This window comes from Rheinheimera sp. MMS21-TC3 (genome assembly GCF_032229285.1).
Lineage (GTDB): Bacteria > Pseudomonadota > Gammaproteobacteria > Enterobacterales > Alteromonadaceae > Alishewanella.
Map to the genome: position 1 here is coordinate 2536710 of NZ_CP135084.1, position 13487 is coordinate 2550196.

General features: G+C 42.8%; 11 protein-coding genes. 8 read left to right on the top strand and 3 right to left on the bottom strand.

The window, feature by feature from the left end:
* Nucleotides 1-58: 58 nt before the first annotated feature.
* On the top strand, nucleotides 59-364 hold the full coding sequence (locus RDV63_RS12350; RefSeq protein WP_313909798.1) for a DUF6170 family protein: 306 nt from the start codon (nucleotides 59-61) through the stop codon (nucleotides 362-364).
* Between the two features lie 180 nt (nucleotides 365-544).
* On the top strand, nucleotides 545-2101 hold the full coding sequence (locus RDV63_RS12355) for a peptide MFS transporter (RefSeq protein WP_313909799.1): 1557 nt from the start codon (nucleotides 545-547) through the stop codon (nucleotides 2099-2101).
* 115 nt (nucleotides 2102-2216) lie between these two features.
* On the opposite strand, the gene RDV63_RS12360 is transcribed toward RDV63_RS12355, so the two are convergent.
* The gene (locus tag RDV63_RS12360) at nucleotides 2217-3419 is read right to left on the bottom strand and encodes an anhydro-N-acetylmuramic acid kinase (RefSeq protein WP_313909800.1); all 1203 of its coding nucleotides are present in this window, start codon (nucleotides 3417-3419) and stop codon (nucleotides 2217-2219) included.
* Between the two features lie 311 nt (nucleotides 3420-3730).
* On the opposite strand from RDV63_RS12360, the gene RDV63_RS12365 reads away from it, so the two are divergent.
* The 6 genes from RDV63_RS12365 to zapE all read left to right on the top strand — a co-directional run bounded on the left by RDV63_RS12365 (nucleotide 3731) and on the right by zapE (nucleotide 11151).
* Nucleotides 3731-5299: a cytochrome ubiquinol oxidase subunit I gene (locus RDV63_RS12365; protein ID WP_409934838.1), complete on the top strand. Its 1569-nt coding sequence runs from the start codon at nucleotides 3731-3733 to the stop codon at nucleotides 5297-5299.
* A complete protein-coding gene (gene cydB / locus RDV63_RS12370) occupies nucleotides 5299-6438 on the top strand; it encodes a cytochrome d ubiquinol oxidase subunit II (protein WP_409934860.1) in 1140 nt (379 codons plus the stop codon). Before RDV63_RS12365 ends, cydB begins: the two co-directional genes overlap by 1 nt.
* A gap of 16 nt (nucleotides 6439-6454) precedes the next feature.
* A complete protein-coding gene (cydX, locus tag RDV63_RS12375; RefSeq protein ID WP_313909803.1) occupies nucleotides 6455-6568 on the top strand; it encodes a cytochrome bd-I oxidase subunit CydX in 114 nt (37 codons plus the stop codon).
* A gap of 103 nt (nucleotides 6569-6671) precedes the next feature.
* Nucleotides 6672-8339, top strand: a complete 1668-nt coding sequence (gene cydD / locus RDV63_RS12380; RefSeq protein ID WP_313909804.1) for a thiol reductant ABC exporter subunit CydD — start codon at nucleotides 6672-6674, stop codon at nucleotides 8337-8339.
* On the top strand, nucleotides 8326-9963 hold the full coding sequence (locus RDV63_RS12385) for an amino acid ABC transporter ATP-binding/permease protein (protein ID WP_313909805.1): 1638 nt from the start codon (nucleotides 8326-8328) through the stop codon (nucleotides 9961-9963). Before cydD ends, RDV63_RS12385 begins: the two co-directional genes overlap by 14 nt.
* Before the next feature lie 87 nt (nucleotides 9964-10050).
* Nucleotides 10051-11151 carry a cell division protein ZapE gene (zapE, locus tag RDV63_RS12390; RefSeq protein ID WP_313909806.1) on the top strand — a complete coding sequence of 367 codons (1101 nt, stop codon included), beginning with the start codon at nucleotides 10051-10053 and terminating at the stop codon, nucleotides 11149-11151.
* On the opposite strand, the gene RDV63_RS12395 is transcribed toward zapE, so the two are convergent.
* Both RDV63_RS12395 and RDV63_RS12400 read right to left on the bottom strand, forming a co-directional pair.
* A complete protein-coding gene (locus RDV63_RS12395; RefSeq protein WP_313909807.1) occupies nucleotides 11138-11518 on the bottom strand; it encodes a YacL family protein in 381 nt (126 codons plus the stop codon). The genes zapE and RDV63_RS12395 overlap by 14 nt on opposite strands.
* 54 nt (nucleotides 11519-11572) lie before the next feature.
* Nucleotides 11573-13438: a GGDEF domain-containing protein gene (locus tag RDV63_RS12400; protein ID WP_313909808.1), complete on the bottom strand. Its 1866-nt coding sequence runs from the start codon at nucleotides 13436-13438 to the stop codon at nucleotides 11573-11575.
* Nucleotides 13439-13487 lie beyond the last annotated feature (49 nt).

Here is a 13487-nt window from a genome sequence, read left to right on the forward strand (position 1 = left end):
ATCTATTAGTAGCCAGCAGTGCTTTTTAAATACTGGCTTTATTTTGCAGGAACCTTTTATGTTGTACTTTAGCAGCCGTGCCATACCTGAATTAGCAGGCTTAAATCTTAACCAGCGCATGCAGGTTATTCGTGCCACTGCTGATCAATTGCCGGCACCGACAAAAATTATTTTAAACATTATTAAACTTTTAATTCTAACACCATTATTTTTACTAATAGCCCGCAGCAGTGGCTGGGAAATAGTGGCTTATGTAGTGTTATTGCTAATAAGTTACCCAGTTATTACCAGGCCCATTACCTTTGCGCTTTGCCGGCCTAAAATGCCAGCTATTCGGCAAAAACTGTTTGAAACTACAAAGTAAAATTTAGCTAGGTTTATGCGATAACACGCATTAACCGAACCTGAATCAGGTCTTATTAGTCGCTTTTTTCGCTTTAAGTGGTACGTTAACGGGTGACAAGCTGCCGTTTGATATGCATAATCCAGTGCAACTTCGTACAAAGTAAGCGAAGAATATAACTCTAATAATCCTGGGGAAACCATGTCAAATTCAAGTAACATTGCGGCGGTGCCAGAAAACCAGCCGCAATTTCTCGGCCATCCGGTCGGGCTTTATGTATGCTTTCTTACCGAAATGTGGGAGCGTTTTTCATTTTACGGTATGAAGTACCTGCTGTTGTTATATTTAACAAAATATCACTTATTTAGCGATGCCGGCGGTTTAGATGTTTTAGGTAGTTATGCTGGTTTAGTCTATGCCATGCCTGTGATTGGCGGTATGTTAGCCGACCGTTACTTAGGTATGCGTAAGGCAGTAACCTTTGGTGCTATTTTACTTTGTTTAGGCCACTTAGGCTTAGCCTATGAGGGCTTCCAAGCCTATGTGCAAGACGGTGTGGTGGTGCAAGATACCGGTGCCATTCAAGTATTTTACTTCTCTTTAGCCTTAATCATTATGGGCGTAGGCTTTTTAAAACCGAATATCTCGACCATTGTTGGCCAGTTATACGGTAAAGAAGATGCCCGTCGTGACTCTGGTTTTACCATTTTTTACATGGGTATTAACCTGGGTTCTTTTATTGCTACTTTAACGGTTACTTATTTAGGTGAAACTTATGGCTGGGGCTACGGCTTTGGTTTAGCCGGTATTGGTATGGTGTTAGGTTTAATTATTTTCTTAGCTGGCCAGAAGTATTTATATGGCTATGCAGAGCCTGCCAACCCAGGCATGTTAAAAGAGAAAGTGTTTGCTGGCATTAACCGCGAGTGGATGATTTATTTAGCTACTATTCCGGCATTAGCCGTTATGTGGCAGCTGGTTCAATATAACCCTGTAGTGCATAACACCTTATTAGGTTTATCTTTTATTGTGCTAGTGGGTATTATCTGGTTTATGGTAACCCAGTGTACTAAAGAAGAGCGTGATCGCATGACAGTGCTTATTGTGCTAACGGTTTCTACCGTAGTATTTTGGGCCTTGTTTGAGCAATCTGCGTCGTCTATGACCTTATATGCTGACCGCGTATTAGACCGTACTATCTTTGGTTATGAAGCAACAGCTGGCCAGTTTGGCTCGTTAAATGCCTTCTTTATAATCACCTTAGCGCCGCTATTTGCTTGGTTATGGATTGCCTTAGCAAAACGTAAAATTGAACCTAGCACGCCAGTTAAATTTGCCTTAGGTATTATTCAAGCAGGCTTAGGTTTTGGTGCCTTAGTTTATGGCGCCAACCACCCTAACGAAGCCGGTTATGTAGCAGCTTGGTGGCTAGTGTTAGCTTACGCCTTACACACTATGGGCGAACTATGCTTATCGCCAGTTGGTTTATCGGCCGTTACTAAGTTAGCCGTACCAAAAGTTGTCGGTGTGATGATGGGTGCTTGGTTCTTAGCCACTGCCTATTCAGAGCTTTTAGCTACACAATTAGCTAAATTAGCCGCTGTTGACACTAAAGCAGGCGAAGTTGCCGATGTGCAAACCGCCCTAGCCTCGTATAACGAACTGTTTAGTTTCTTATTCTATGTTGGCGTAGGCTTTGGTGTCTTTATGCTACTTATTAGCCCTTGGCTGAAAAAACGCATGCATGGGGTGCATTAGAACAGCAGTTACGAGTTACTTAAGAGCAGTGATGAGTTGTTAGTGATGAGTGCTTAGTTACTTAAGAATACTAAAAAGCCAGAGTTTTTACTCTGGCTTTTTTTACGCTTACTTTTTAATCGGCAAAGCTAATTTTCCCCATAGTAACGCTCGGTATACCGGCTTGGCTGTTACTGAATTTTTGCTTGCCACCTACTAAACACTCATTGGCTAGCACAGCGAATAATACCGCTTCTTTAGCATCGGGGTTGATACCTAAGTCTGCGGTGCTGGCAAAGCTGACATTTGGCAAGGCTTGACTAAGGTGCTGCATTAATAATGGATTATGAATACCACCGCCACTGGCATACACCACAAACGGCTGCAAATCGGTTGTTAGTGTATTAATAGCATGGGCTATCATATCTGCCGTAAACCGGTTTAAGGTGGCCATAATGTCGGCATGGCTTAAGCCTTGGCTGGCACTTTGTTGCTGGGCTTGCTGTAAATAGGCTAAGTTAAACACTTCTGGGCCTGTGGTTTTAGGAAAGTCTAAACTAAAAAATCTATCTTGTTTTAATGCCGCTAATAAGTTGGCGTTGATTGCTCCGGCTTTAGCTAGTGCGGCTCCCTGATCATAATACTGGCCTGGAAAGTGAGCTTGAATATAGGCATCCATTAAGGTGTTGCCCGGCCCTATGTCCGAGCTGAAAACCGCACTAGCGTCTTGGCTGCTGGGCAAGTAGGTTAAATTGGCTATGCCGCCAATATTAAGCAAGATCCGGTTTTGTTTTGGGCTGCTAAATAATAAGTAATCACCATAAACCGCTAAAGGCGCGCCTTCGCCACCGGCAGCAAGATGCTTTTGCCTAAAGTCACTAATAGTAATAATACCTGTGGTTAAGGCAAGATGATCGGCATCGCCCAATTGTAAAGTGGCATTAGGAAATTCAGCTAACTGATGCTGCCGCTTAGGGCAATGAAATACGGTTTGACCATGGCTGGCAATAATATCAATATCATTAGCTGTTAGTTGCCACTGCTGTAAACACTGATTAATTAAACGGCCATGCTCTAGGCCAATCCAAGGGTGTAATAAAGTAACCATTTGTAAGTCAACTTGGCGCTTGGCAAATACAGCTTTAACTCGCTGCTTGTAGTCTTGGTTGTAATCAATAGTGGTAAAATTAAGTAGCTCAACTTTGGTTGCTAAGCCCTCGCCCGTTAAACGACACAGAGCAATGTCTAAGCCATCTAAGGAGGTTCCACTCATTAAGCCAATAATCATCCGGCTGGGTTTAGACGCCATGTTAGCGAGTTTTTCAATATGAGAATGCATAGAGCGGCCTTGCCATTAAATTTCATTATTTAAGATCCTAAGCATAATGAATAAACTTTATTGCTAAAGCTACTCTTAGCTTAGATTTTGGCAAAAATGCATGGCTTCACTAGCCCTGCAAACGCAGTGTTAAAATATTTATTTGCAATGACATTTTTGTTAGTAAAGTAATATTTACTTACTGCCCAATTTAACAGCTAAATAAAACCCATAGTTTGATCTTGCGCATTGAATCTAGAGCTAAGGGGCGTATCATTAGAATGTCTACCCCTTCATAGGTATGGCATTTCTATTAACTGCGCACTTGGAGTATGCAGATGGATATAGTTGAACTGTCACGATTTCAATTCGCGTTTACCGCGATGATCCACTTCCTCTTCGTTCCCCTGACTATTGGTATGGCTCTTATTCTGGCAATAATGGAGTCGGTTTATGTGTTAACCGGCAAGGTTATTTATCGCGATATGACCAAGTTTTGGGGTAAGTTATTTGGCATTAACTTTGCGTTAGGCATTACCACCGGTATTGCTATGGAGTTTCAGTTCGGTACTAACTGGTCGTATTACTCCCATTATGTCGGTGATATTTTTGGCGCCCCTTTAGCGATTGAAGCCTTAATGGCGTTCTTTTTAGAGTCGACCTTAGTGGGCTTGTTTTTCTTTGGTTGGGACAGGCTAAGCAAAGAAAAGCATTTAATGGTTACTTGGTTAATGGCGCTTGGCACTAACCTATCGGCATTATGGATTTTAATTGCCAACGGCTGGATGCAACATCCTGTGGGCTCTCAATTTAATATAGACACTATGCGCATGGAGCTAACTAATTTTAGCGAAGTAGTGTTTAATCCGGTTGCCCAAGTGAAGTTTGTTCATACCGTTTCAGCCGGTTATGTTACCGCGGCTATTTTCGTGTTGGCTATCTCAAGTTGGTACTTATTAAAAAAACGCGATCTCGCTTTTGCTAGGCGCAGCTTTGCTATTGCCTCGGCTTTTGGTTTAGCCAGTGTGCTTTCGGTTATAGTACTTGGTGATGAGTCGGGCTATGAGCTGGGCGATGTGCAAAAAGTGAAGTTAGCGGCGATTGAAGCCGAATGGACAACTCACCCAGCGCCGGCTGCTTTTACCTTATTTGGTATTCCTAATGAAGAAACTCAAACCACTGACTATGCGCTGCAAATTCCGGCAGCTTTGGGTTTAATTGCTACAAGATCTTTAGATAAAGAAGTTAAAGGCTTAGATCAGCTAAAGCGTGAGCATTTAGACCGTATTGTCCGTGGCCAAGAAGCTTATGTATTAATGCAGCAGTATCGCCAAGGTGATAAATCTAGCGCTACAGTACAGCGCTTTAATGAGCTAAGCGATGACTTAGGCTATGGCATGTTATTAACCGCCTATACCGATGATGTTGCTAATGCTACCCCTGAGCATATCGCCATGGCCGTAGAAGACTCTATTCCCACCGTTTGGCCACTATTTTGGAGCTTTAGAATAATGGTTGGCTGCGGCTTTTTAATGCTATTGCTGTTTGCTTGCGCTTTTTGGCATAGCGCTAAACGTACTGCTGTTAAACCTAAGTGGTTACTCAAGTTCGCCTTATACAGCTTGCCGCTACCCTGGATTGCCTGTGAAGCCGGTTGGTTTATTGCCGAATATGGCCGTCAGCCTTGGGCTATAGGTGAGATACTACCTACCCATATGGCGGTGTCACAACTTAGCACCACTGATATTTGGATTAGCTTAGGCTCTATCATGGTTCTCTATACTATTTTTGTCATTATCGAAATGTGGTTAATGACTAAATATGCTCGGATTGGTCCTGCCGCGTTAAAAACCGGGAAGTATGATTTAGAACATTCTGCAGCTGAGCTTAAAGAGGGTTAATCATGGATTATGAAGCGTTAAGATTTATTTGGTGGCTGCTAATTGGCGTGCTGCTAATTGGCTTTGTGGTTACCGATGGTTTTGATATCGGTGTTGCTGTTTTGCTTAAGATTATAGGTAAAAACAATAATCAACGTCGCATTATGATAAACAGCATAGCCCCACACTGGGATGGCAACCAAGTTTGGCTGGTTACAGCAGCCGGTGCCTTATTTGCCGCTTGGCCAACCGTTTATGCCGCCGCGTTTAGCGGTTTTTACTTAGCAATGATGCTCACTTTATTTGCATTATTCTTACGCCCCATCGGTTTTGAGTACCGAGCAAAAATTGATGATGCCGCTTGGCGCGAAAAGTGGGACTGGGCACTTACAATTGGCTCGGCAGTGCCTGCTGTCGTGTTTGGTATTGCCTTTGGCAACTTATTACAAGGGGTACCTTTTCAGTTTGATGATATTTTACGCCTACATTATACCGGCAGCTTTTTTGCCTTATTAAATCCTTTTGCGCTCTTGGTGGGTGTACTAAGTTTACTTATGTTGGTAAACCACGGCGCAACTTACTTGCAATTGAAAACTGAAGATGACCTACGTGCCCGTAGCGAAAAAATATCGACTATTTTAGCCGCAGCCTGTGCTGTGATCTTTGTATTAGCCGGTATTTGGTTATATTTTGCTATCGACGGCTATAGCGTAACTAGCGTTATTGATACTAATGGCATCAACCGCACTGTGGAAAAAACAGTAACAACGGCCAAAGGTGCTTGGTTTAATAACTATGCCAAATGGCCGCTACTTTGGTTAGTACCTGCCTTAGGTGTCTTGGGCTTTATTTTAAGCTCAATAGCCAGTGCAGCTAAGCGTCATATCTTGGCATTTATCAGTTCAGCAATTGCTATTGCCATGGTGGTATTAACCTTTGGCGTTAGTATGTTTCCCTTTATTATGCCCTCTAGCAGTATGCCAAATCATAGCTTAACTATGTGGGATGCCACCGCAAGTGAAAGCTCGCTGATGATTATGTTTATTGTCGCCTGTATATTTGTGCCCATTGTCTTGCTTTATACCGCTTGGAGTTACTTTGTTATGCGTGGTCGGTTAAACGAGCAACATATTAAAGATAACTCTAACTCACTGTATTAAATAAAGAGGATAACTTATGTGGTATTTCGCTTGGATTTTAGGTGTGTTATTAGCCTGCTCTTTTGGCATTATTAATGCCATGTGGTTAGAAGCGCAAGGTTACGAAGACGAGGAACAACAAGCTGACTAAGTCAGAAAATAAAGCTGACGCAGCACTTATTAACAGTGCCGAAATAAGTGCTAGTAAAAGTGCCAGTAAACAGCTTAATGCTTTGCTGGCACCGCAGCGACGTTTGTTACAAGCCGCTTTGTTACTTGCGGTGTTGCATGCTGCTCTATTTGTTTGGCAATGCTATTTATTAGCAATGTTATTTAGCCAATGGCTAACTAGCAGCTTGCAGCAGCAAGCTATTACTACCCAGCAACTTTTACACTTATTACCTTGGCTTTTATTCTGTTTATTTATGCGGCCTCTATTACATTATGGCCGCGAACAATTAAGCTTATTAGCCAGCCAGCGCTGTAGGGCCTCATTGCGCCAGCAATTACTAGCTACTCTTGCTAGTAGCGGCACAGCAAAAAGCCGTTATGGTGCAGATGGCAGTATTGCCAGCCAAGTATTAGAGCATGTTGATGCTTTAGATGGTTTTATCAGTCGCTATTATGTGCAGCGTTATTTAGTGTTAATTACGCCGGTTTTACTGTTTATAGCTATTTTGTATTACAGCAAATTAGCGGCAGTGTTATTACTTATTACCGCGCCCTTAGTGCCCGTATTTATGGTGTTACTTGGCAATGCCGCTACCAGCGCCAGCCAGCAACAATTGCAAGTGTTAAGCCGCATGAGCAGCCGGTTTTTAGATTTAATGCGCGGCATGGCCACTTTGCAACATTTGCAAGCAACAACCAGAGCGACTAATAGCGTAGCCAACGCCGCTGAACGTTATCGTAGTAGCAGTATGAAAGTATTGCGCTTAGCCTTTTTATCAACTGCGGTATTAGAGTTTTTTGCCTCACTAGCCATTGCCTTATTGGCGCTTTATCTTGGTTTAGGCTTGTTAGGTATTTTACCTTGGGCCAAAGCTGAGATCCCCGTGCCCTATCAAGGTGCTTTATTTATTTTGTTATTAGCCCCTGAGTTTTATGCCCCCCTGCGCCAACTTGGCAGCGACTACCATGCTAAAGCCCAAGCCTTAGCGGCAGTTGACGAGCTAGCGCCGCTGCTTAAGCGCAGTGTTTGGCAGCATAGTGGTAAGCAATTACTTACGTTAACCCAAGCGCCTAGTATAGATATTAGTAATTTAATAGTGTTGGGCGAGCAAGATAGAGCTAGGCTTAACTTAGCTAAGCTTACTATTAACGCTGGCCAGCGCCTTGTTATACAAGGCGCTAGCGGTTGTGGTAAATCGACTTTATTAGAAAGCTTGCTTGGCTTTAATCAATACCAAGGGCAGATTTTAATTAACCAGCAGGATTTAAAGCTATTAGACCGCTCGCACTGGCAACAACAACTTGGCTATTTAGGCCAAAGTAGTGCCATTATGGCGGCTAGTATTGCTGATAATTTGCGCTTAGCTGCGTCTGAAGCCACTGACGCCGAGCTAATAGCTGTATTAAAGCAAGTTGAGTTATGGCCACTTATTCAGCAACTGCCATTACAGTTGGCCACGCCACTAGGTGAGCGCGGTTTCGGTTTATCTGGTGGCCAGTTGCAACGTTTAGCTATTGCTCAGTTGTTGTTGCGCCAAGCTTGGTTGTGGCTGTTAGATGAACCTAGCGCCCATTTAGACTCTGCAACGGCCCTGCGTATTCACCAGTTATTAGGTAAGTTAAGCCAAGGCAAAACCTTAATTTTAGTTAGCCATAATAGCGAGGGCTTAGACTGGGCCGACGCCCTATTAGACATGCCGATAAATCCTATCCAGCAGGCTAAGCAGAAGGTGGGCCATGAAACAAGCTAAAACCAACGCTAAGCCTAGCTTAATTAAACTGCGAACTATTTTACAAGGTCGTGCTGCTAACTGGTCTCTGGCGATCTTGTTAGGTTTTATTACTCTTTTAGCGGGCACTACTTTATTGGCATTATCTGGCTGGTTTATCAGTGCTGCTGCCTTAGCCGGTTTAGCCAGTGTTGCAGCTTATGGCTTTGACTACTTTAGGCCAGCGGCCATTATTCGGCTTTGTGCTATTGGCCGCACTGCTGGGCGCTATGCTGAGCGTTTAACCTCACATTATGCAGCGCTGGGTTTACTTAAAGATTTGCGGGTAAAAAGCTTTGCTACTTTGGCTAAGCAAAAGCCACAACAACGTGGTTCAGCGCAATTGCTGCAGCGCTTAGTGGCTGATATCGACTTATTAGATTTATTGCCACTTAAAGTAATTGCGCCTTGGTTATGGGCTAGCTTACTTAGTTTATTAGTTTTGCTGTTTTGGTACTTATTAGCGCCTAGCTTAGCCTTTTATGCCGTTTTGCCTTTAGTCTTAGCTTGGCTTGTTGTCCCACTGGCCACGTTGATGGCAGGCATTAAGCTGGCCAAGCAAGATACTGACTTAGCCGGTATAAGGCGCCAGCAATTGCTAGAGCCTTTAGCCATGCTAACGCCACTGTTACTGTGGCAGCGCTGGGATAATGCAGCTGCGCGTTTTAATGCTACCGATAATCAGTACTTAGCTCTGCAGCTAAAACAACAACAGCTAAGTAGTTTAGCTAGTTTAATGCAACAGTTACTGCTGGCGATAACCTTGGTTGTGCTGTTGTGGCAAGGCATAATATTAGTGGCTGCTGCTAAACTAACAGTGCCCTTATTGTTAGCAGCATTATTAGCCTTATGGGCGCTAAGTGAAGCCTTAACGCCGTTATGCCAAAGCTTTATTGCTTTGGGGTTAAGTATAGCGGCGCGCGATAGAGTAAACCAACTGGCCGAGCAGCCCTTAGCTAGCCAAGGTGCAGTGCTACCAACAGGGCCCTGGCAATTAACGGCTAAACATATTACTGCTAGGCAAAACGGCGCTTTAACTGGCCCTGACAACATTAGCTTTAACCTCAGTAGCGGCCAAGTGTTGCATATTAGTGGTTTGTCGGGTTGCGGTAAGTCGACTTTGCTGCAAGTGTTAGCTAATCAGCTTAATTATACTGGTCAGTTGTTATTAAATAATCAGCCTTTAAGCGCTTGGCAATTACAAGATGTTATTGGCTATTTACCGCAGCAATTAGATATTTTTGATCTTAGCCTAGCCCAGAATTTACGCTTAGCTGATCCTGAAGCTACTGATGAGCAATTATGGCAAGTATTAGCCCAAGTTAATTTAAGCGATTGGGCGACGGCGCAGCCAGAGCAACTTAATACGGCTTTGGGTGAATATGGCCGTCAGGTATCGGGCGGTCAAGCTAGGCGAATTGCTTTAGCTCGTTTGCTACTAACCAAGCGGCCTATTTTATTGTTAGATGAGCCTTTTGCGGGTTTAGATACAGCTACTAGGCAGCAAGTTTTAGCGGCTTTAATCCAACAGCAACAACAAGGTTTGTTAATTATAGTTAGCCATCATCAGCTTAATAACCCTAAAATCCAAAAGCTTAGCTTATAAGCTAGCTGCCAAACCTAAGCTTAACTTTTAGCTTTATGTTAAGATATCGCCCATTACACAAGCGCTTTTAATGGAGTGGCCTTTTTTGTGTTAGCCCAGTATCAACAACAAGTTGAAAGCTCAAACTTACGTTATGATGAAGCTCAGTATCAATTGGTTTTACAGCTAGAGCAGCTAGCTAAACAATTAAATAGCGGCATAACACCCAGCCAAGGGATCTATATATTTGGCCCTGTTGGCCGGGGTAAAACTATGCTGATGGATAGTTTTTTTCAAAAACTGTCCATTAAGCAAAAAGTACGGCTACATTTTCATCACTTTATGGCCAGGGTGCATAAAGAACTAAACCAGTTAACTGGCCAAGAGGATCCGTTAGATACAGTTGCCGCTAACTGGGCTAAACAATACAAAGTTTTGTGTTTTGATGAGTTCTTTGTTAATGATATTGGCGATGCTATGTTGCTTGGTACCTTATGGCAGGCTTTGTTTAATAAAGGCGTACTGCTAGTTACTACCTCTAATGCCCCGCCTAAGCAGTTATATTTAGATGGCTTACAACGCCAGCGCTTTTTGCCTACTATAGATTTACTAGAGCAGCATTGTTTGTTGTTTAGTTTAGATAGCGGTATAGATTATCGCCGCTTAGACAATACGGCTAAACCTTATTATTTACAGCAAGCTAGTCAGACTGAATTAAAACAACTTAGTCAGCAATTATTTGGCCCAGCACCAAGCTGTCAGCAAGTGTTAGTACTACAACGGAGCATTGCCTGCTTATGGCGCAATGATAAAGTAATTGGCTTTGATTTTAAGGCCTTATGTTATAGCCCACGTAGCCAATTAGACTATATGCAGTTAGCTGCCAAATACCAAGCTATAGCCGTTGATCAGGTGCCACAATTTAGCTATTTAGCCGAAAAAGCCATAGTACACGGCGTTGAAGATCAATATCAGCGTGAGCATAAAGAATATTATGTTAGCAAAATGGATGATGAAGCGCGGCGCTTTATTGCTTTGGTGGATGAATGCTACGACAAAGGCTGCTTATTGCTAATTAATGCTGAGGTTGATATTGCTGATTTATACCAAGCCAAACAATTAGCCTTTGCTTTTGAGCGCTGTACTTCGCGTTTGTATGAAATGCAGCGCTGGCAAATTAGCGACTTTAAAGTAATTAAACCGCAATAAACTGCTGCCAATCTTGCAACAGTTTAAGCAAGTCTTCTAAACCGCAGTGACAACTTAAGCCATGTTCATCAAGTTGCAGTTGTTCTTCTAGCAACAGTTGTTGCTCTGTTGTCGAATTATGATCATGCAAAAGACTATTGTGCTGCAGCATAACCTCAAGCTGCTGCACATCTAAAACAAATTCTTTGCCTTGGTAGCGCCAGTCATTAAAAGGCGTAAGCGCCTTAAGCTGTTGGATTAATTGCACTACAGCCGTGGCATCAGCGGCAAACTCTTCTAATAAAAAATTAGCTAATATTTGATATTCTGGCGCTAACACTAAGCCATATTGCCCAGTATCACGCTGGTAAGTAAAGTCGTATTCCAAGTCAGTTGCCTATTGATTTGCTAGGCGCTGAGTATAACCTATTGCTAAGCCGTTTTACTCGATTAGCAGTGGACTTTTGGCCCTTTGCACCCGATTGCGCCCCGATTTTTTAGCCACATATAAAGCTTCATCGGCGGCGGCTATACATTCATTAGCGGAAAAACGCTGATTATTTGCCGCTACACCTATAGATACCGACACCATTAAACCAGGCTTATTTAGTGCTAACTCTAGATCTCGGGCTTTTATACAAAGCCGGTTGGCTAATTGCTCGGCGGCGGCGACACAAGTGGATGGGAAGATAATTAAAAACTCCTCGCCACCTATACGGCCGATAATATCGGTTTTACGTAATTGTTGGCGACATACAGCCGCAAAGCGCCAGAGCACTTCGTCACCCGTTTGATGACCAAAAGTATCGTTAATTTGTTTAAACCAATCTAGATCTAAAATGGCAATGCTTAAATCTAAATTGTAGCGCTCGGCTTGGGCATATTGCTGTTGAAATAGCTGCATAACTTTGCGTCTATTATAAACAGCAGTTAAGCCGTCGGTATCGGCCAGTTGCTCTAGCCGCTGCTGATGTTTGCGACCACGATAATATAGCACTACTAATAATACTATGATGGCAAAGCTAAGCAATAATACCCCCAGCAAAAACATATAACGTTGCTTTTGGCTGTTTATCATTAAAGTATGTAAGGCATTTTTTTGCTCTAGCAGCTTATTTTCAACTTGCTTAGCCTCTAAGTCATACATAATACGCAGCTGATGTAAGGCTTGGCTGCTTTGTTGCTTATCTAATTGCTGCTTTTTTTGTTGCACCTGCAATAGCAATTGATAAGCTTGTTGGTACTGGCCCTGTTGCGCCAATACAGTTGCCCTACTGCTATCAATAGCTAAGGCCTGAATGGGCATAGTGTCTTTATCGACAAAGTGTTCGGCTTGTTGCAGGTGCTGCTCGGCTAAGGCTATATCTTGTTGGCTAATTGCTAGCTTTGCCAAACTAAGGTTAACATCGAGCTGCATATAAGGATTATTAGCTTTGGCAAAAATAGTTAAGGCACTATTAAAACGTTGCTTAGCCTGTTCAAAGTTGCCGAGGGCTATATCGATACCGGCAATTTCTTTTTCGGCATAAGCTACGCCTTGCCAATCATCGACTTGCTGCGCCAAGGTTGCCGACTCTGTAAGCAAGTTTAAGCCTACTTCATGATTGCCTATGTTTTTTTCTGCTCGGCCTAAACCGTATAAAGCAATACTTAACTCTAGCCAGTTTTGCTGACTGCGCTGATAATTAGCCACCTCAGTGAAGTATGGAATAGCCAAACTATCCTCACGCCGATATTCGTAGACCAAAGCGATTAACCCCGCTACTTCGGCCGGATGGACATCGGCATTATTGCTCTGCGCAGCTAACTGATAGGCTAGATTTAAATCAGTTAGGGCACCGGTATAGTTAACTAAACTAATATTAAGTGTGCCCCTTGTCACTAAAGCAGATAGCTTTAAATTAGCTTCTTGCTTTAATTCTGCCCATTCTATGGCCTGCTCTACTTCGGTTAAAGCTTTACCAGGCACGCCTTCGTTATCATAAGCTAGGGCTCTTACCAGCTGTAATTGATGATACCGTAAGGGATTAATTGATTGTAATTTAGGTAGATTTAAACCTTGTTCGGCATAACTAATGGCCTGCTGTGAATGCGATAAGCTATTGTAAGCACGGCTGAGTAATAAATAGTAATCAGCCGGTTCAAGCTGGGTAGCAGCCGGTTTATTATCGGTTAAAAGGGTGATTAGTACCTGTGGATCTTTTTTGCCTAACTTAGTGTATTCACTAAAACTAAGCTCGGTAGCTAATGCAAAAAGTGGTATTAAGCTAAGTAGACTTCCTAGTACTAGTTGCTTGAGTATAGACACTATAATCTCATTAAACACCCTGTTCTTAAGTTGATTGTCGCAGCTAATG